Annotated in this window: 20 protein-coding genes; 15 read left to right on the forward strand and 5 right to left on the reverse strand. The window is 49.7% G+C overall.

All coding sequences use genetic code 11. The features are described 5' to 3' along the window. The first annotated feature begins 39 nt into the window (after positions 1–39). The 10 genes from hisG (at position 40) to ACYVIC_RS17295 (ending at position 11,399) form a co-directional block, all read left to right on the forward strand. Positions 40–948, forward strand: coding sequence for an ATP phosphoribosyltransferase (hisG, locus tag ACYVIC_RS17250; protein WP_173499564.1), 909 nt, complete (start codon positions 40–42; stop codon positions 946–948). A gap of 2 nt (positions 949–950) precedes the next feature. Beyond that, positions 951–2,270 (forward strand): histidinol dehydrogenase, encoded by a 1,320-nt coding sequence (gene hisD, locus ACYVIC_RS17255; protein ID WP_460861950.1) that lies wholly within the window; start codon positions 951–953, stop codon positions 2,268–2,270. A 7-nt stretch (positions 2,271–2,277) separates the two neighbouring features. After that, a complete protein-coding gene (hisC, locus tag ACYVIC_RS17260; protein ID WP_460861952.1) occupies positions 2,278–3,393 on the forward strand; it encodes a histidinol-phosphate transaminase in 1,116 nt (371 codons plus the stop codon). Beyond that, positions 3,390–4,460 carry a bifunctional histidinol-phosphatase/imidazoleglycerol-phosphate dehydratase HisB gene (gene hisB, locus ACYVIC_RS17265; protein ID WP_460861954.1) on the forward strand — a complete coding sequence of 357 codons (1,071 nt, stop codon included), beginning with the start codon at positions 3,390–3,392 and terminating at the stop codon, positions 4,458–4,460. Before hisC ends, hisB begins: the two co-directional genes overlap by 4 nt. After that, positions 4,460–5,053 carry an imidazole glycerol phosphate synthase subunit HisH gene (gene hisH, locus ACYVIC_RS17270; RefSeq protein ID WP_460861955.1) on the forward strand — a complete coding sequence of 198 codons (594 nt, stop codon included), beginning with the start codon at positions 4,460–4,462 and terminating at the stop codon, positions 5,051–5,053. Before hisB ends, hisH begins: the two co-directional genes overlap by 1 nt. Further along, positions 5,050–5,787: a 1-(5-phosphoribosyl)-5-[(5-phosphoribosylamino)methylideneamino]imidazole-4-carboxamide isomerase gene (hisA, locus tag ACYVIC_RS17275; RefSeq protein WP_460861956.1), complete on the forward strand. Its 738-nt coding sequence runs from the start codon at positions 5,050–5,052 to the stop codon at positions 5,785–5,787. The genes hisH and hisA overlap by 4 nt, the downstream gene beginning before the upstream one ends. Then, positions 5,769–6,542: an imidazole glycerol phosphate synthase subunit HisF gene (gene hisF, locus ACYVIC_RS17280; RefSeq protein ID WP_460861958.1), complete on the forward strand. Its 774-nt coding sequence runs from the start codon at positions 5,769–5,771 to the stop codon at positions 6,540–6,542. The genes hisA and hisF overlap by 19 nt, the downstream gene beginning before the upstream one ends. A 135-nt stretch (positions 6,543–6,677) precedes the next feature. Further along, a complete protein-coding gene (gene hisIE / locus ACYVIC_RS17285; RefSeq protein ID WP_460861959.1) occupies positions 6,678–7,292 on the forward strand; it encodes a bifunctional phosphoribosyl-AMP cyclohydrolase/phosphoribosyl-ATP diphosphatase HisIE in 615 nt (204 codons plus the stop codon). Between the two features lie 94 nt (positions 7,293–7,386). After that, positions 7,387–9,084: a diguanylate cyclase domain-containing protein gene (locus ACYVIC_RS17290; RefSeq protein WP_460861961.1), complete on the forward strand. Its 1,698-nt coding sequence runs from the start codon at positions 7,387–7,389 to the stop codon at positions 9,082–9,084. Between the two features lie 161 nt (positions 9,085–9,245). After that, the gene (locus ACYVIC_RS17295) at positions 9,246–11,399 is read left to right on the forward strand and encodes a S46 family peptidase (RefSeq protein WP_460861962.1); all 2,154 of its coding nucleotides are present in this window, start codon (positions 9,246–9,248) and stop codon (positions 11,397–11,399) included. Between the two features lie 29 nt (positions 11,400–11,428). Here the strand turns inward: ACYVIC_RS17295 and ACYVIC_RS17300 are convergent, their stop codons facing one another. Next, the gene (locus ACYVIC_RS17300) at positions 11,429–11,857 is read right to left on the reverse strand and encodes a CBS domain-containing protein (protein ID WP_460861963.1); all 429 of its coding nucleotides are present in this window, start codon (positions 11,855–11,857) and stop codon (positions 11,429–11,431) included. 214 nt (positions 11,858–12,071) lie between these two features. On the opposite strand from ACYVIC_RS17300, the gene ACYVIC_RS17305 reads away from it, so the two are divergent. Next, complete coding sequence (locus ACYVIC_RS17305; protein ID WP_460861964.1) at positions 12,072–12,560, forward strand: fasciclin domain-containing protein; 489 nt, start codon at positions 12,072–12,074, stop codon at positions 12,558–12,560. An 8-nt stretch (positions 12,561–12,568) separates the two neighbouring features. Here ACYVIC_RS17305 and ACYVIC_RS17310 read toward each other — a convergent pair whose 3' ends face one another. Then, positions 12,569–13,450 (reverse strand): EamA family transporter, encoded by an 882-nt coding sequence (locus ACYVIC_RS17310; protein ID WP_460861966.1) that lies wholly within the window; start codon positions 13,448–13,450, stop codon positions 12,569–12,571. Positions 13,451–13,759: 309 nt separating this feature from the next. Here ACYVIC_RS17310 and ACYVIC_RS17315 point away from each other — a divergent pair, with 309 nt between their 5' ends. Next, the gene (locus ACYVIC_RS17315; RefSeq protein ID WP_460861967.1) at positions 13,760–15,043 is read left to right on the forward strand and encodes a DUF3422 family protein; all 1,284 of its coding nucleotides are present in this window, start codon (positions 13,760–13,762) and stop codon (positions 15,041–15,043) included. Positions 15,044–15,107: 64 nt separating this feature from the next. After that, positions 15,108–15,803: a lytic transglycosylase domain-containing protein gene (locus ACYVIC_RS17320; protein WP_460861968.1), complete on the forward strand. Its 696-nt coding sequence runs from the start codon at positions 15,108–15,110 to the stop codon at positions 15,801–15,803. Here ACYVIC_RS17320 and ACYVIC_RS17325 read toward each other — a convergent pair. Genes ACYVIC_RS17325 through ACYVIC_RS17335 form a run of 3 tightly spaced genes read right to left on the reverse strand, consistent with a single transcriptional unit; the run spans position 15,800 to position 18,425 of the window. Next, a complete protein-coding gene (locus ACYVIC_RS17325) occupies positions 15,800–16,225 on the reverse strand; it encodes a CBS domain-containing protein (protein WP_460861970.1) in 426 nt (141 codons plus the stop codon). The two genes, ACYVIC_RS17320 and ACYVIC_RS17325, sit on opposite strands and share 4 nt — an antisense overlap. Before the next feature lie 17 nt (positions 16,226–16,242). After that, a complete protein-coding gene (locus ACYVIC_RS17330; protein WP_460861972.1) occupies positions 16,243–17,367 on the reverse strand; it encodes a PilT/PilU family type 4a pilus ATPase in 1,125 nt (374 codons plus the stop codon). A 5-nt stretch (positions 17,368–17,372) separates the two neighbouring features. Further along, complete coding sequence (locus ACYVIC_RS17335; RefSeq protein WP_460861973.1) at positions 17,373–18,425, reverse strand: type IV pilus twitching motility protein PilT; 1,053 nt, start codon at positions 18,423–18,425, stop codon at positions 17,373–17,375. Positions 18,426–18,455: 30 nt separating this feature from the next. On the opposite strand from ACYVIC_RS17335, the gene ACYVIC_RS17340 reads away from it, so the two are divergent. Together ACYVIC_RS17340 and proC are read left to right on the forward strand one after the other, a co-directional pair. After that, on the forward strand, positions 18,456–19,130 hold the full coding sequence (locus ACYVIC_RS17340) for a YggS family pyridoxal phosphate-dependent enzyme (protein ID WP_460861975.1): 675 nt from the start codon (positions 18,456–18,458) through the stop codon (positions 19,128–19,130). A gap of 8 nt (positions 19,131–19,138) precedes the next feature. Further along, positions 19,139–19,966, forward strand: coding sequence for a pyrroline-5-carboxylate reductase (proC, locus tag ACYVIC_RS17345; RefSeq protein ID WP_460861976.1), 828 nt, complete (start codon positions 19,139–19,141; stop codon positions 19,964–19,966). Position 19,967 lies beyond the last annotated feature (1 nt).

Consider the following 19,967-nt stretch of genomic DNA (forward strand, 5'->3'; position numbering starts at 1 on the left):
TTCGCATTATATATTTTAATTATCGTCACGGAGACCAATATGAGTCCGGCAACAGAATCTAAACGCTTACGTATCGCCATGCAGAAATCCGGCCGCTTGTCGGTCGATTCTCAGGCCCTGTTCACCAGCTGCGGCTTAAAAATCAATCTGCGCGAGCAGCGCCTGATTGCCCATGTCGAGAATATGGATATTGATATTCTGCGCGTGCGCGATGACGATATACCTGGCCTGGTGATGGACGGTGTTTGTGATTTGGGCATCGTCGGTGAAAACGTGCTGGAAGAAGAATCGCTACAGCGCAAACTGGATAACGATAGCTTTGATTACACCGTATTAAAACGGCTGGATTTTGGCGGCTGCCGCTTATCGATTGCCGTACCGCAGGAAGAAAACTATAGCGGTGTTGCGTCACTGGACGGCAAAACCATCGCCACCACCTACCCGCGTTTGCTGGCACGCTATTTAAAAGAGCAAGGTGTCAGTGCGCGTATTGTTAACTTAAAAGGCTCGGTTGAAGTGGCGCCGCGTGCCGGCCTGGCCGATGCAATCTGTGATTTAGTGTCTACCGGCGCGACCTTAGAAGCTAATGGCCTGAAAGAAGTCGATGTGATTTACCGCAGCAAGGCTGTGCTTATTCAACGTAAAGGCTTAACCGATGAGCGCCAGCTCAAGCTGATTAACAAGTTGATGCCACGTATTAACGGCGTAATGCAGGCCAATGAAAGCAAATACATTATGCTGCACGCACCTCGTGCCCGCTTAGATGAAGTGATTGCGCTGCTGCCGGGCGCTGAAAACCCAACTATGCTGCCGCTGGCGGGTAACAATGACATGGTCGCCATTCATGTGGTCAGCAGTGAAACGCTGTTTTGGGAAACCATGGAGCAGTTAAAAGCATTGGGCGCCAGCTCAATTTTGGTGCTGCCAATTGAAAAGATGATGGAGTAGCTATGAGCCGGGTATTTGATTGGTCGCAGTTATCCGACACTGAGCAACAAGCCGCGCTGGCACGGCCTGAGCTTGCCGACTCCGCTGCTTTAAGCGGTCAGGTAAGGGCCATTATTGATACTGTGCGCCAGCAAGGCGATGAGGCTTTGCTAGCGTACAGCCAGCAGTTTGATGGTTTAGCAACTAACCCACTGCGCTTAAGTGCACAGACCAAACTGGCGCAGTTAAACAAGCTATTACCCGAGCGCAAAGCCGCCATTGAGCTGGCGTATGACAATATCCGTAAATTTCATGCTGCCCAGTTACCGCGAGATATCGAGGTAGAAACCAGTGCCGGTGTTATATGCCAGCTAAAAAGCCGCGCCATTGCCGCAGTAGGCTTGTACATTCCGGGCGGCAGTGCGCCGCTGCCATCTACTGTACTTATGCTGGGTGTGCCGGCACAGCTAGCAGGTTGCGAGCGCATTGTGCTGGTTACCCCACCGGGCAAACCGCAAGCGGGTGATATTGCGCCGGAAATTCTGTACGCCGCAGAGCTGTGCGGTATTAGTGAGATTTACACCATCGGTGGTGCTCAGGCCATTGCCGCGCTGGCTTACGGCACGGAAACTATTGCCAAAGTAGATAAAATTTTTGGCCCCGGCAACCGCTATGTAACCGAAGCCAAGCAGCAAGTGAGCCAGGATGCCAGGGGCGCGCAAATTGATATGCCGGCTGGGCCGTCTGAAGTGCTGGTGCTGGCCGATAGCAGCGCCAACCCGGCTTTTGTTGCCGCCGACTTGTTATCACAAGCCGAGCATGGCCCAGACTCACAAGTGATTTTAGTCAGTGACAGTGCGGCGTTAATAGACGCTGTGCAGGCTGAAGTCGCCAACCAGTTAGCCCAACTACCACGTAAAGACATCGCTTCAGCTGCGCTTAGCCACAGCCGCTACATCTTAACTGCCGATTTAACTCAGGCGGTAGCAGTCACTAACGCCTACGCACCGGAGCACTTAATCGTGCAAACCGCAGTAGATGACGAGTTGACTGAACAATTTAACAGCGCCGCCAGTATCTTTGTTGGTAAGTGGACACCGGAGTCGGCCGGCGATTACGCCAGCGGCACTAACCATGTGCTACCCACTTATGGCTACAGCAAAACGGTGTCCAGTTTGTCACTGGCCGATTTTTACCGTCGCTTCACGGTACAAAAATTAACGGCCAAGGGCATGCGAAATATAGGCCCTGCCATTGTCACGCTGGCAGAAGCTGAAAGCCTGGATGCGCACGCCAATGCGGTTCGCTTGCGCCTGGCTGAACTGAATAATGTTGAGGGTTAACTAAATTATGTCTGAGAACACCCCTACTGGCATGAATAATCTGGCCAGACAAATCGTCAAAGATCTGGTGCCCTACGCATCAGCACGCAGCAGCATGAGTGGCGGTGCTGTGTGGCTTAACGCCAACGAAAATGCCCTTGCACCAAGCTATCAGTTAGATGGCACTTTTAACCGTTACCCGTCCTGCCAGCCCAAGGCGGTGATTAACGCCTACGCTGACTATGCCGGTGTAGAACCTGAGCAGGTGTTAGTCAGCCGAGGCGCCGATGAAGGCATAGAACTGTTGATCCGCAGTTTTTGTGAGCCAAAACAAGACGGCATTACTATTTGCCCGCCGACCTATGGCATGTATGCCATCAGCGCCGAAAGTAACCAAACCCTGGTGAATAAAGTGCTGTTGATTAACAACGAGCAACTGGATTTAGATGGCATTTTTGCCACTAACCCGAAGCTGGTGTTTATTTGCAGCCCGAATAACCCAACCGGCGACTTGATCCCACGGCAGCAAATTATTGCGGTACTGGAGCACTTTGCCGGTAAAGCATTAGTGGTGCTCGATGAAGCCTATATCGAGTTTGCCCCACAGGCTTCAGTAGTGAACTTACTTAGCCAGTACCCGCATTTGGTTGTCCTGCGCACCCTGTCTAAAGCCTTTGGCCTGGCCGGTTTACGCTGTGGCTTTACGCTGGCCTCGCCGGAAATTATTAATTCACTGAAAAAGATGATAGCGCCCTACCCGATTGCCGAGCCGGTGGCACACATTGCCGCCCAGGCGTTATCTGCTGCCGGCATAGCGCAGATGCAGCAAAGCGTGGCAAGCATTAACCAGCTGCGCGATGCTTTTATCGCTTTTGCCAAAACGCAAAGCGGTATTAAAAAAGTCTGGCCCAGTAACGCCAACTATGTGCTGCTACAGGTGGACAACGCCGCAGACTGTGTTAGTGCGCTGATTGATGCTGACATTTTAATCCGCAATCAGTCCAGCCAGCTCGGTTTGTCAGAAGTGGTGCGGGTGTCAGTTGGCACCGCGGATGAGATGCAGCGTTTACAACAGGCAATGCAACACTATTTTTCCAATAGCTCAGATACAGAGAGCCTAAACACAAAGAGAGTAAACGCATGAGTGGCCAGCCTATTTTATTTATCGACCGCGACGGCACCATGGTAGAAGAGCCGCCAATTGACAAGCAGCTTGATAGCCTGGAAAAGCTGGCCTACGAGCCGGGTTTAGTGCCAGCCTTATTAAAACTGCAAGCCGCTGGCTACCGTTTAGTCATGGTAACCAATCAGGATGGGCTGGGTACCAGCAGCTTCCCGCGCGAAACCTTTGATGCGCCGCACAACAAGATGATGCAGCTGCTGACATCGCAAGGTATTGTGTTTGATGACGTGCTGATTTGCCCGCACTTTGATGCTGATAACTGCAGTTGCCGTAAGCCCAAACTGGGGCTGGTAAAAGATTACCTGCAACAGGGTAAAATTGACTTTACCAACTCTTACGTTATTGGCGACCGGTTAACCGATGTGCAGCTAGCCGAGAATATGGGCCTGCCGTCGTTTCAATATAACCGCGATAGTTTAGGCTGGAGCGAGATTACTAAACAGCTGTTAAGCCGCGGCCGCAAAGCTACGGTGCGCCGCACCACCCGTGAAACCGACATCGAGATCAGTGTTGATCTGGACAACAGCGGCAATAACTTTTTCGGCACCGGTGTGGGCTTTTTTGACCATATGCTGGAGCAAATTGCCACCCACGGCGGCTTTTCACTGCAGGTAAAAGTTAGTGGCGATTATCACATTGACGATCACCACAGTGTGGAAGACACCGCACTGGCACTGGGCCAGGCGTTAAAACAGGCGCTGGGCAATAAACGTGGCATTAACCGCTTTGGCTTTGTGTTGCCGATGGATGAATGCCGCGCCGAATGTGTGCTGGATTTATCCGGCCGGCCGCTGTTTGTGTTTAACGGCGAGCTGGGCGATGGCGCCGTAGGTGGCTTAACGCTGGAAATGGTGCCGCACTTTTTCCGCTCACTAAGCGATGCCATGCTGATGTCGCTGCACTTGAGCATCACCGAAGGCAATAAGCACCACAAGGTAGAAGGCCTGTTTAAAGCCTTTGGTCGTGCCCTGCGCCAGGCCATTACTGTATCCGGCGAGGCGCTGCCGAGCTCAAAAGGAGTGTTGTAATGCAACTGGTTATTGTTGATACCGGCTGCGCCAATATCAGCTCGGTGTATTTTGCCTTTAAACGTTTGGGTGTTGAGGCCACTATAAGCCGCGATGCCAAAGTAATTAAAGCCGCCGACAAGGTGCTGCTGCCAGGTGTCGGCACAGCCCACAACGCTATGGCCAAGCTTCAGCAAGCAGAGCTGATTGACACCCTGCAAGGCCTGCAGCAACCGCTGCTGGGTATTTGCTTAGGTATGCAAATGCTGACCAGCCACAGCATGGAAGGCGATGTTGGCTGTTTAAACCTTATTCCGGGCGACGTACTGCCAATGCAAAGCGTTGGCTTGCGCCTGCCGCATATGGGCTGGAACACACTGCATAGCTTCAGTGAGCACCCGTTAATGCGCGGTTTTTCTGTCACAGACTATGTGTATTTTGTCCACAGCTTTGCCGTAGCGCCGGGCCGGCACGCATTGGCACTGTGCCATTACGGCAGCGATTTTGCCGCGATTATTGGTAAAGACAATGTCGCCGGTGCGCAGTTTCACCCTGAGCGCTCGGGTAAAACCGGCGCGCGTTTATTACAGAATTTCCTGGAGTGGCAGCTATGATTATTCCCGCCATTGATTTAATTGACGGCACTGTGGTGCGGCTGTATCAGGGCCGTTACGACAATACCACCGAGTACGATTTCAGCCCGATTGGCCTGCGTAATCAGTATGCCGGTGCAGGTGCTGACTGGCTGCATATTGTGGATTTGTCCGGCGCCAAAGATGCCACTAAACGCCAATTAACATTACTAACCGAGCTGATGAGCGCGTCACCGCTGCATATTCAGGTTGGCGGCGGTGTGCGCTCTGAGCAGGACGTTAAAGACTTACTCGACGCCGGTGCCGGCCGGGTGGTTATCGGCAGTTTGGCCATTCGCCAACCCGAACTGGTGCAAGGCTGGGTGCGCAAATATGGCGGCGAGCAAATCGTGCTGGCGCTGGATGTGGCAATAAATGCCAAAGGCGAGAAAACCCTGCCGTCGCACGGCTGGATTGAGCAATCCAATATTACGCTGGAGCAGGTGCTGGATGGCTATATTGCCGCCGGTGCACAGCATGTGTTGTGTACTGACATCAGTAAAGACGGCACCTTAACAGGCTCTAACGTGCGGCTGTATAAAGAGCTGGCAGCAAACTACCCGCAAATTCAGTGGCAGGCCTCGGGCGGCATTGGCAAGCTGGACGACATCCGCGCTTTAATTGGCAGCGGCGTCGCCGGCGTCATTTTGGGCCGCTCCTTGCTTGAAGGTAAATTTACACTTGAGGAGGCCATAGCATGTTGGCAAAACGGTTAATACCCTGCCTGGATGTACGCGATGGTAAAGTGGTTAAAGGCGTGCAGTTTCGTAACCATGAAATTATCGGCGATATAGTGCCGTTGGCACAGCGCTATGCCGAGGCAGGCGCTGACGAGCTGGTGTTTTATGATATTACCGCCTCCAGCGATGGCCGCGTGGTGGATAAAAGCTGGGTTAAACGCATTGCCGAAGTCATCGATATTCCGTTTTGCGTCGCAGGCGGCATTAAAACCGTGGCCGATGCCGGCAAAATACTGGAAATGGGCGCGGATAAGATTTCAGTGAACAGCCCGGCGCTGTCCAGGCCAGAGCTGATAAGCGAGCTGAACCATAACTTTGGTCAGCAGTGTGTAGTTATTGGTATTGACAGCTTTTTTGATGTCGCTTCGGGCCAGTATCAGGTATACCAGTTTACCGGCGATGAGAGCCGCACGCAAAAAACGCAGTGGCTTACCCGTGATTGGGTGAGCGAGGTACTGAGCCGTGGCGCCGGTGAAATTGTGCTTAACTGCATGAACCAGGATGGCGTGCGCCAGGGTTATGATATCGCGCAGTTGAAAAACATCCGCAATATTTGCACGGTACCGTTAATTGCCAGTGGTGGCGCCGGTACTATGCAGCACTTTACTGACGTATTTGAAAAAGCCGACGTTGACGGCGCTTTGGCCGCCAGTGTATTTCACAAAGGCATTATTGAGATAGCGGCGTTAAAAGCCAAACTGATTGCTGATGGTATTAGTATCAGGCCATAAAACGACAAATCTCCCCCTGCCCCTCTTTACGAAAGAGGGGGGGAAGCCTCTGCTTTAAAATGCAGATGTGGCGGGATTTGAGCTATTAACCTCCCCCTTTGAAAAAGGGGGAACGAGGGGGGATTCAGAACTAACATGAACAAAGAATCAATTGACCAACTAAGCTGGCCCGATAACCAGTTATTACCGGCAATAGTGCAGCATGCCATCTCCGGCAAAGTACTGATGCAGGGCTATATGAACACAGAGGCGCTTGAGCACACACTGCAAAGCGGCCAGGTGACCTTTTTCAGCCGCAGTAAACAGCGGCTTTGGACCAAAGGTGAAAGCTCGGGCCATACCTTACAACTGGTTAGTATCGACAGCGACTGCGATGCCGACAGCATTTTAGTGCTGGCACTGCCGCAAGGCCCTACCTGCCATGTCGGCACTGAAACCTGCTGGCATGATAACAGCGCCAATAGCCCACAACTGGCGTTTTTATACGACTTAGAGCAAGTGATAAAATCACGTGAAGGCAGCGATCCGGCCAGCAGCTACACCGCCAGTTTATTTGCCAAAGGCGTAAAACGCATTGCGCAAAAAGTCGGCGAAGAAGGTGTCGAATCAGCACTGGCAGCGATGGCCGGTGACAGGGAAGAACTCGCCAACGAAGCCGCCGATTTAATCTTTCACCTGTTGGTATTACTGCGCAGCCAAAAGCTGGAACTAAACGACGTAATTAAGGTGCTGCAACAGCGGCATAAGTAAGCAAAAACTGGCAGCATCACTGTACAGCAGCGAATATAATTTATTTGCGTCAACTGTAGCGGCACAACACTCTGCTCACTATACTTAAGCCGTCATGACAAACAAAACGCCGCATTTACACCGCGAGGCAAACCTGATCCAAATGCTGGACCCTATGTCCACCGACTGGAATCAGGCATTGCCTGCACCTGACAGCACAGTAACCAGTAAGCTGTTTGCTGCGCTGGACTTTTCCCGCTTAAACACCTTATTTGAAAACTTCCTGCAGGTGATGAATGTGTCGATTGCATTGATTGATCTGCACGGTAAAGTGCTGGCATCATCCCGCTGGCAACGGGCTTGTATCCAGTTTCATCGCCAGACCGAGCATACCTTACAGCGCTGCTTAGAGAGTGACCGTGATCTGGCGTTGCAATTAGAGCAAGGTAAAAATTATTCTATTTATCGTTGCCGCAATGGCTTAACCGACTGCGCCACACCAATTGTTCTGGATGGCGAGCATATAGCTAACTTGTTTATTGGCCAATTTTTACTCCACGAGCCAGATCCGGAGTATTTTGGCAAACAGGCAGAAACGGCTGGCTTTAATACCCAAGACTATATGGCGGCGCTGGCAGAAGTACCGATTGTCGATGAAAGCAAACTACCGGCGATGTTAAATATGTTGGCATCATTGGCACTACAAATTACGGAACTTAGTCTGGTTAACCTGCAATATCAGCGCAACTTACAACAAACTGAGCAACAGGTGCAGCAACGCACTCATGAACTGACTCTGCAAAATCAGATTTTAAGCCAGATCAGTGAAGGTGTCGGGCTTAAATGTGTATTGCATAATCTGGTGGCTCAGGTAGAACAACTGCATCCTCATATGCTTTGTTCTATTTTGTTGCTGGACGAAGATGGTAAAACGTTGCGCCATGGTGCCGCGCCATCTTTGCCCGACGCTTATAACCAGGCGCTTGATGGGGTGGTTATCGGCGTCGGGGTCGGCTCTTGCGGTACCGCAGCAAGTATCGGCGAAACCGTCATTGTGGCCGATATAAACAGTCATCCATACTGGCAGCCCTATCTCGCACTGGCAGAAATGGCACAGGTAAAATCCTGCTGGTCACAGCCGGTAAAAAATGCCCAGGGCAAGGTGTTAGGCACCTTTGCTATTTATCAGCGGCAAACGGCGGAGCCATCAGCTGAGCTACTGGAAAAAATTAAAACCTATGGCAATCTGGCCGAACTTGCCATTAGCCGCAGCTTAAGCAGTGCACAAATCCGCCATCTGGCATTTTATGATGATCTCACCGGTTTAGCGAACCGGCGACTTTTAGAAGAACATATGTTACAAGCGATGGCAAATAGCCAGCGCAGCCAGAAATACTGTGGCCTTATGTTTATTGATCTGGATAACTTTAAACCGGTAAATGATATTTATGGCCACCGCGTAGGTGACACCTTTTTGCAAAACGTGGCAAGGCGCCTGCAATCTGTAGTACGCTCTGCCGATACCGTAGCGCGTTTTGGCGGCGATGAATTTGTTGTACTACTGCGCGATATTGACATTGACGCCAAGCGCAGCCAGCAACAAACACAACTTGTTGCAGCCAAAATAGCCCAGGAGTTGTCTCGCCCCTTCCCACTGAACGACCACATTATGCATCAGGGCGCCTGCAGTATCGGCCTGGTATTGTTTAAAAGTGAAACCGACTGCGATGAGTTATTGCGGCAGGCTGATACCGCTATGTATCAGGCTAAACGCAGCGGGCAAAACCACCCTTGCTGGTATAGCAAAGCATAATCTGCCGCTTAACCGTTACTGCACAACGCAACGTTGCCCATATTCGTCGCATTAAAATGTAACAGCCTTTGTCTGTCTATTGACAAGCCTGACGTTGAAAACGACTATAACTGCCGTCTGATGTTTAACACTTCTGTTAACACTAAATAAAAAGAGTCACTATGAAAAAATCTCTCTTAATGTTGGCGTTGACCAGCAGCTTCGCCATGGCCAATGAAGGCATGTGGATGCCGCAGCAGTTGCCCGATATTGCGCCTGAACTAAAAGCCGCCGGTTTAGCACTCAACCCGGCCGATTTAACTAAACTGACCGAATTTCCGGCCGCCGCCATTGTCAGTTTGGGCGGCTGTTCAGCATCTTTCGTGTCACCGAACGGCTTGGTCGCCACCAACCATCACTGTGTTTATGGCAGCATTGCGCACAACTCGACGCCAGAGAATGACTTACTGGCCAATGGTTTTTTAGCTAAAACGCTAAGTGATGAAGTGGCTGCCGCACCAGGTAGCCGGATTTATGTCACCAAGGCAGTTGATAACGTTAGTGATAAAGTGATTGATGCTGCCACGGCTACGTTATCTGGCAAAAAGCGCATTGATGCTATTGAAGCTAACCAGAAAGCACTGGTCGCAGAATGTGAAAAAGATGAAGGCCACCGTTGTACCGTTGCCGCTTATTACGGCAGCCTGGAATATTACCGTATTAAACAACTGGAAATTAAAGATGTGCGTTTAGTGCACGCTCCGGCTGAAGGTGTAGGTAAATTTGGTGGCGACACCGACAATTGGATGTGGCCGCGCCACACTGGTGATTACAGCTTCTACCGTGCTTATGTCAGCCCTGAAGGTAAGTCAGCTGATTTCAGCGCAGATAATGTGCCATATAAACCAGACTTTCATTTAACCCTGGCTAAAGACGGCGTAAAAGAAGGTGATTTTGTTATGGCGCTGGGTTACCCGGGCCGCACTAATCGTCATCGTTTACCCAGTGAAGTAAGTGATACCTTTGAATGGGCTTACCCCAACACTGTAGCCCAGTTTAAAAATACGCTGGATATTATCGGCCGCGAAACCGCCGATGATAAAGATGCCGAGCTGAAGTACGCCAGCCGCGTCGCTGGCTTAAACAACTACATGAAAAACCGTCAGGGCATGCTAGATAGCTTTGCAGACAGCGATTTTCTGGCACGTAAAACAGCTGAACATGCCGAACTGACTAAGTGGGTTAACAGCAGCCGTGATAATAAAAAAGCCTATGCTGATGACTTAAAAACCATTGAAAAACTGCTGAAACAGCGCCAACAGCAAGACCGTCGCGACTATCTGCTAAACAACGCTAAACCACGTTTACTAACCGTAGCTGGCGCGCTATACCGCTTAGCAGAAGAAACCACTAAACCCGATGCTGAACGTAAAGCTGGCTTCCAAAGCCGTGACTTACCGCGCTATAAGGCCTTCGTTGCCGGTATGGAGCGTAACTTTGCTGTCAGCGTAGAAAAGGCTCTGGATTTGTATAATTTAAGCCGTTATGCCGCCCAGCCGAAGAAACAGCGCGATGCTGAATTTGATAAGGTGATGGGTATTAAAGATGGCATGACAGAGCAACAGCTAAAAGCACTGATTGACAGCTGGTATGCCAACACCACGTTAACAGCGCTGGATAAACGTAATGCCTTGCTGGAGATGACGCCGGCACAAATCGCTCAAAGCAATGATGTCTTTGTTAAAGCAGCGGTTGCACTGCATAAGTGGAACTTAAAGCAAGAAGCGGCAGAAGAAGAGCTGGCCGGTAAAATCCAGCAGGCTTATGCCAGCTATATGCGCGCTAAAATTGCCTTTATGCAATCTAAAGGTCAGGCAGTTTACCCTGATGCCAACAGCACCTTACGTGTTACTTTCGGTAACGTAAAAGGCCGTGGCCATGGCAACGAAGATGGTAATGCCTGGGCGCCATTTACTACCTTGCGCGGCATCACGGCCAAAGCCACCGGCGAAGGTGAATTTAACGCACCGCAAAGCCAGTTAGACGCTATCAAGGCGAAACAATATGGCCCTTACAAGGTAGACAGCTTAAATTCGGTACCGGTTAACTTTTTAGCCACGCTGGATATTACCGGTGGTAACTCGGGCTCGGCGGTACTAAACAGCAAAGCCGAGCTGGTAGGCTTAGCTTTTGACGGTACGCTGGATTCCATTATCTCTGATTGGGATTACAACCAGAACAACACCCGCTCTATTCAGGTAGATCACCGTTTTATGCTGTGGCAAATGCAGCTGGACGGCGCTGAAAACCTGTTAAAAGAAATGGGTGTTAAATAAACATCCGAAAAGGGCCGCAAGGCCCTTTTTTATTGCTTTTCCAATAGCTCCGCCGCCAACCTGACAAAATCCGACGACGTCAGAATACCTTTTAGCTTATTGTTTTCATCTACCACCGGCATACAACCATGGCGGTTCTTGACAAAAAAGCCAGCCACATCTTTTAACGACTGCTCAGGCGTAACGGCAGCAAAATCGGTCGCCATCATATCGGCTACCAGTTGCTGTTTTTCTTTTCGCTCCAGCGCAGTGGCACCGTACTGCGCCATTAAGCCCATTACTTTGGCGATCATAATTTTTTGCGTCAGCATGCCCACCAGTTCGCCTTTAGTGTCAATCACCGGAATATGGCGGATATTTTTCCCGCGCATTAAATCATGCGCATCTTTTAAGCTGGCATCGCGCGTTACACACAGCGGATCTATCGTCATTAATTGGGCAACAGTAGTGATAGCCATACATAGCTCCTTTAGCAGTATCTGAGTAATAACTAATAGATATAGCGAAAAACTGTCGCCGTTGCACCGAACTGGATCAAGTTTTTCCGCGTACGGCCAGCAAAACTATGTAGTTTAGCGAATACAGAAAAATATAAATCTGATCTTATTCCGTCGAGGTGGCGTTTTTATAAGCGAATTTTTCGTCTAACTTTGTGCTAAAAAAGGAAATATTATGAAACTGTCACACTTTATTACCGGTTCTTTGTTACTCGGCTCACTGCTGGTTACAGCCCAGGCGCACAATCACAAAATGAAAGCAGATATTGTTGACACTGCTGTTGCTGCCGGCAACTTCTCTACCCTGGTAACTGCAGTACAAGCTGCTGAACTGGTTGACACATTAAAAAGCAAAGGTCCGTTCACGGTTTTTGCACCAAACGACGCAGCTTTTGCCAAGATCCCCTCATCAGATTTAAATGCGTTGGTGGCAGATAAAGCGGCGCTGACCAAAGTACTGACCTACCATGTTGTCGCAGGTAAAGTAATGGCTGCCGATGTAGTAAAACTAACATCGGCTAAGACCGTACAGGGCCAGGATTTAGCTATCGAAGTAAAAGACGGCAAAGTCTATGTTAACGGTGCTCAGGTTATCGCTACAGACATAGAAACCAGCAATGGCGTAATCCACGTATTAGACAGCGTAGTCATGCCTAAATCTTAATAACACAGCTATACGTCCTCTGTGGCGGGCTTCGCCGCAGAAGGCGTTAACGAGCTCCCCAGTGACGCCATAATCACTAAAGCAATCGCCAGCCACTGCCATAACGTTAACATTTCAGCCAGTATCAAAAAACCCGCCAACGCCGCTATCGCCGGCTCCATGCTCATAAACACACTAAAGTTTTGCGATGTCATATTTCTAAGCGCTACCATCTCCAATGAATACGGTAACGCGCTGGATAAAATACCTACCACCAACCCCAACGGCAATACATCCCAACTCAGCAGCGCCATACCCTGGCTTATTGCACCAACAGGCACCAGAAAGGCTGCAGCCACCGTCATGCCCAGCGCTACCGTAATACCACCTGATGCCTGAGAGTTGGTTTTTTTGCCAAATAAGATATAACCGGCCCAGCACGCTCCCGCCGCCAATGCCAGAACCACACCCACCGGGTCTAGCGCGTCCACGCCACGCATATCCGGCAGCAGCAGTAAAATACCGGCGATGGCAAAGCCAACCCAGATCAAGTCTCGTTTACGCCTTGAGGAAAACAGTGCCACAGCCAAGGGCCCGGTAAACTCCAGCGCCACGCCAATGCCCAAAGGAATACGCGCAATAGCTAAATAAAACAGAATATTCATCCCCCCCAAACACATGCCATACACGATAATTGCCAGCCAATCGCGGCCTTGCGGTAACGCACGCCAGGGGCGAAATACCAGCCACAGCACCAGTGCCGAAAACCCCAGCCGCAGTGCAGTAGTGCCCTCAGGGCCAATTAGCGGAAACAACTGCTTGGCAATGGAAGCACCAGATTGAATGGTAATCATCGCCAGCAAAACACTTACAACAGCGACAACAAGCGTGCGATTTACTGAGACAGGCATAACACTAAGATCCGAAAGGACGTACAAGACGCGAACCTGCTAATTGTAGCCTTTGCAGCAAACAAAACGTAACCAGCCATGCACAGTATTGCGCCATCTGCGCATTATTTCGGGGCAAAGTTCCACTCCATACAATATAAGGCCAGTCGCAACGACATTAAGACGTCAAAAAAATATCATGCTATAGCAACTATTTAGCGGCAAATTAACCAGCATGCTAGCACCAACGCAGTACTGGCATGGCAACTGCTAACCACAGTTATCGGTATCCGTGCTCATTTTTTTCGTTATGTGATACAGGAGCATACTATGACCGGACTACATAACCGCAGCCATCCCCTGCGCGACGTGCTGGATAAAGAATTACAACAGCGCACTTTTCCGGCACTCAGTGCGCCGTGTCGCTTGTGCCAGTTTATGCTAACGGTGTCAGCGGCATCACGCAGTAGTGAGTTGAGTTTTATGCAACAGCTGGCTACAGCGCAAAGCAGCCATTTCAGTGAAACCGACCACGATATCAATCTGTCGCTGTTTGGCGGCACTTTACGCTTTGAAAAACATGGTGAATTTTCCAGCTATGTGTTTATTCAGTATGGTAACGACAAGCAATTGTTTAACGATCCATTGGATTTTTTGCCCAGTAAAGACTGGCTACAAGATATCCCGGGGCAGGTTTTTCGCGTAGTGCAGCTCAGTGTCGTCACACCGGCGCAGCTTAAAGCACAGGGTAATATTGATATGTTATTTAACCCGGACAATTGCATCAGTAGCATGCTAGCCGGGCAAAGAGCACGTATCTGGACAGACTTTCAAAAACATGCAGAAGGCGCTGGCCGTATGCTGTTGCTGGATCAGGGCTTAAGCCCTTCAGCATTAGGCCGTTTAGTACAACAACTGTTCGACCTTGGCAACTATCGCAAACTGTCTTTACTAGGCTGGCCGATGTCACGTCAGGCGCTGGCAAAACTTAACTTACTTGAGCAACAGCTGTCAGACATTACCCAGCGCATTGAGCACCAGCGCAGCGATGACGAACGCCTGCTAAATGAAATTACCACAATGGCAGCGCAAACCGAGCATCTAATTGCCGAAACCAGCTCACGCTTACAGGCAACAGCCGCTTACTATCAACTGACACTGGACCGGATAAAAAGCTTAAATGAAACGCCGATAGAAGGTTTGCTATCACTGCAGGATTTTACCGAACGACGCTTAACGCCGGCGTTTCGTACCAGCGAATCGGTAGTGTTTCGCCAAAATGCGCTGTCGGGCCGGCTGGGCCGCTCAACAGAATTGTTACGTACGCGGATTAACTTAAAATTAGAGCAGCAAAATCAGCAATTATTGGCGTCAATGGATAAACGCGCCAGGCTACAACTTAATATGCAGCAAATGGTAGAGGGTTTATCACTGGTGGCTATCAGCTATTACGCTGTCCAGCTAACTGACAAAGCTATTACAGCGCTGAATCATTTTATACCGCAACTGGATACCGACCGCTGGCAAAGTATCAGCATGCCGTTGGTGATAGTGCTGGTTGCTGTGGTGCTATTTTGGCTTAACCGCAAATTGCACCATGATAAAACCCGCTGAGTGCTTGAGAAATTGCCATTGCAGTGCTTTACTTGCGATCCTGTTAAAAATATTGGATTAACACGTGTTGCGTGGCGTAATGGTCGTCAGTTTTATCGGTTTTGCTTGTACCAGCATAGTGCAGGCCGATCCGGCTGACACGAAAAAACAACTTAAGCTGGCACCAGGCCAATCATTACATCAGGCAGTACCTGCAGCAAAGCGCCCTGCCGCCGCACAAATAGCAGTGTATAAATCAGTAAAGCAAGATGGCTCGGTACTGTTTTCTGATCGCCAGCCACTAAACCGGCCATATCAGCTGATGCGCTTTGATTGTTTTGCCTGCGATCCGGTATCAAATATCAACTGGCATACCGTACCGCTATACATTAAACCTTACAATCGCATTATTGCCAAAGCGGCTAACATGCATCAACTGGACCCGGCATTGATCCGCGCAGTTATCCACGCAGAATCGTCGTTCCGGCCACAAGTAGTGTCAAAAAAAGGGGCTGTAGGTTTAATGCAATTGATGCCGCAAACTTCCGTTGAATTGGGCGTTGAAGACGCCCACCATCCGGAACAAAATATCAATGCTGGTAGTCGTTATCTGGCACAGTTGCTTAAACAACACAATAACGAGTTAACACTGGCACTGGCCGCCTACAATGCTGGCGCAAGCAATGTTAGACGCTACAAGGGCGTTCCCCCTTTTGCTGAAACACAGGCCTATGTTGAGCGGGTAGTTATCTTACATAAGCGCTATCAGCAGCAAACTTAAGCTGTAGCCGGTTTGTGCAGTGCGGCGCGCATTATATCTTTCCAGGATACCAACCCAAGCAGATGCTTATACTCATCAGTGACCGGCAGGCAGCTGATATTGTGCTGCAACAACAACGCAGCAGCTTGTTTCACACTGCTGTGTTCAGTCACAGTTATTACCGGGCTTTTCATTACCTGATGCACTTTGCGCGAACGGATAAACTGCGCAATAGTAGGATCGGTAGCAGAGTCCATTACCGGACTTACCTCGCGAAAGTAATCTTTTACCGAGACAATACCAACAATACGGTTGGTATTGTCAACCACCGGTACGTGCTGAAAACGGGCCTTAGCAAATACATCACGCAAGGAGGCCAAGCTGGCGTCAGCCATGGTGGTTACCAGCTTACTACGATGCGTCATAATATTCGCTATACTCATTACGGCCCTTTTTTAACTTATTCGTCTTTGTTTTCAAAGCCTTCAATAGTAACGCCTGACAGAAAGCCCGCCCCTTTGGTATCCCCGCTGCGCAGTTTGATCATCAAACGTAGATCGTTCGGTGAATCAGCATGGTGTAGCGCATCGGCATAACTAATGCGACCGGCCTGATACAAATCGTACAACGCCTGATCAAAGGTTTGCATGCCCAACTCACGCGATTTTGTCATTACTGCTTTAATTTCACCCATGTCACCGCGGGAAATTAAATCGGCAATCAGTGGCGAGTTAAGCAGTACTTCTATTGCTGCCACCCTGCCCTGCCCATCGGCTGTTGGTACCAGTTGCTGCGCAACGATGCCACGTAAATTTAATGACAGATCAAACAGCAGCTTCTGGTGCATTTCTTTGGGTACCAGGTGCATGATGCGATCGATGGCCTGGTTGGCGTTATTTGCGTGCAACGTAGCAATACACAGATGGCCGGTTTCAGCAAAGGATAGCGCATATTCCATCGTGTCCTGGCTACGAATTTCACCAATCAAAATGACATCCGGCGCCTGGCGTAATGAGCTTTTCAGGGCTGCCTCAAACGACTCGGTATCAATGCCCACCTCACGCTGGGTGATCAGGCTTTTATGATGATCGTGGACAAATTCAATCGGATCTTCAATGGTAAGAATATGGCCCTTGGCGTTTTTGTTACGATAGCCCAACAATGCCGCTAGTGACGTAGACTTACCGGTGCCGGTGCCACCAACAAACAGCACCAGACCACGCTTGGACATGATCACTTCTTTCATAATGGGTGGCAGGCCCAAATCATCGACATTAGGAATTTGCGTTACAATTCGACGCACCACCATGCCAGCGCAGTCGCGCTGCCAAAAAGCAGATACCCTAAAACGGCCCACCTCGTTAGCAATAGCAAAGTTACATTCTTTGCTGGTCATAAACTCTTGCTGTTGTTTATCGTTCATCGCCGATAACACCAGTTTTAACGAGGTTGCATCGGTAAGCGGCATTTCATCAATAGGCGTCATTTCGCCATTAATTTTTGCTGCTACTGGCATGCCTGCAGTAACGAACATATCGGATGCCCGCATACTGACCATTTTTTCTAAAAAATCATCCAGTTGCATAGTGATTACATCCTACCCATCGCGCCAAAGGTGTTTTTATCCTGCGCCTTTGCTGCGGCGTCTTGCTGGGTTATCCGGCCGCGGTTTACCAGATTCAGCAGGCATTGATCCATTGTTTGCATACCATGTGCCGCGCCGGTTTGGATAACAGAGTACATCTGGGCAATTTTATCTTCGCGGATCAGGTTGCGAATAGCCGGCAGGCCGACCATAATTTCGTGCGCCGCGATACGGCCACCACCAATTTTCTTTAGCAGGGTTTGCGATATAACGGCACGCAATGACTCAGATAGCATTGAACGCACCATATCTTTTTCTTCACCCGGAAACACATCAATAATACGGTCAATGGTTTTCGGCGCCGACGTCGTGTGCAAGGTACCAAATACCAGATGGCCGGTTTCTGCCGCCGTCATTGCCAGACGAATGGTTTCAAGGTCACGTAATTCACCCACCAGAATAACGTCAGGGTCTTCACGCAGCGCTGAGCGTAAGGCGTTACTGAAACTGTGGGTATCGCGGTGCACTTCACGCTGGTTAATCAGACAGGATTTATTGTTGTGCACAAATTCTATCGGATCTTCGATGGTTAAAATATGGTCGTGGCGCATGGTATTGATGTAATCAATCATTGCTGCCAGGGTTGTCGATTTACCCGAACCGGTCGGCCCGGTTACCAACACCAGGCCGCGCGGGTTTTCTGCAATAGTTTTAAAAATATCCGGCGCACCTAAATCATCCAGCGTCAATACCTCGCTGGGGATCGTACGGAACACAGCAGCCGCACCGCGGTTTTGTACAAAAGCGTTAACACGAAAGCGCGCTAAACCGGGCACTTCAAAAGAAAAATCCGATTCCAGATGTTCTTCGTACTCTTTACGTTGTTTATCAGTCATAATCTCGTACACCAAAGCATGTACTTCTTTATGAGATAATGGCGGTACGTTAAGTTTTCGCACGTCGCCATCAACGCGGATTAGCGGCGGTACGCCGGCTGAAAGGTGTAAATCTGATGCTTTATGTTGCACACTAAATGCTAGTAACTCGGTAATATCCATGACAACTTCTACTCCACTTTGCCAATTGATATGAATAACATAGCAGAACAACTACAGCTCGCCTATCACAACCTGACACAAAAATGCGCTCAGCTGTCTGTAGACATTACTAAGGTGCAACTGTTAGCCGTTAGCAAAACCAAGCCGCTCAGTGCAGTTTTAGCCGCTTATCAGGCCGGGCAACGTCACTTTGCTGAAAACTACCCGCAGGAGCTGGCAACAAAAGCGTCCGCTTTGACACAGCACAATGATATCCGCTGGCATTTTATCGGCCCGTTACAATCAAATAAAACCAGGCTGGTGGCTGAGCAGGCGCACTGGGTGCACAGTATTGATCGGCTTAAAATCGCCCAACGTCTGAACGAACAGCGCCCGGCAACTATGCCGGTATTAAAGGTATTGCTGCAAATTAACATCAGTAATGAAGACAGCAAGGCTGGCATCAACCCGGCAGACATGCTGCAATTGGCCGCCGATGTAAGTCAGTTACCTCAATTACAACTGCAGGGCCTGATGGCAATACCGGCACCAGGTCAAAGCGAAACCGCCTTTGCAGCGATGCAGATCTTGTCGCAACAACTACAGCAACATTACCCGCAAGCGACTGAATTATCGATGGGTATGACAGATGACTGGCCTTTGGCTCTGCGATATGGCGCAACTATGATACGATTGGGTACCGCAATTTTTGGCGCAAGAGATTAACAAAAGGAATGACGACACAGATGAATGACAACACAGTCGCCTTTATTGGTGCCGGCAATATGGCGCGCTGCGTTATTGCCGCCATGACAAATGCCGGCTATCCGGCAGAAAACATCATTGCAGCCAACCGCAGTCAGCCAAAACTAACGGCGCTGGCTGCCGACTTCGGCATTCAAACCACGCTGGATAATATTGAAGCGGTAACCAAAGCGGATGTTATCGTACTGGCAGTAAAACCACAGATGATGCAGGAAGTATGCGAAGCACTGATAAGCGCGGCGCCTGAAATTGTCGAAAAACTGTTTGTTACCCTAGCCGCGGGTATCGTGGTGGCGCGTTATCAGCAGTGGCTGGGTAACATCCGTTTGGTACGCGCTATGCCAAATACGCCCTCTCTGGTTGGTCTGGGTGTTACTGGTTTATTACCGTCAGGATGTTCAAACTATGAAAAAGCCTTTGTCGACCATATGTTCAGCGGCACTGGCATGAATGTCTGGCTTGAAACAGAAGCGCAAATTAACCATGTAATTGCCGTTACCGGAAGTTCTCCAGCGTACTTCTTTTTCTTTATGCAAGCGATGCAACAAGTAGCAGAGCAACTAGGCTTTGACGCCACGCAAGCCAAGCAGATGGTAGCGCAAACCGCACTGGGAGCGGCGACTATGGCGCTGAACAGTGAACATAGTTTTGCTGATCTGCGTGCGCAGGTAACATCAAAAGGTGGCACAACTCATGAAGCGGTTACCACTTTTGCCAATCAGGGGCTTGAAAAAATGGTCGCTGACGCCATGTATGCGGCAATTGCCCGAGCTGAAGAAATGGCGAAAAGCCTGTAAT

The organism is Rheinheimera gaetbuli (assembly GCF_054781935.1).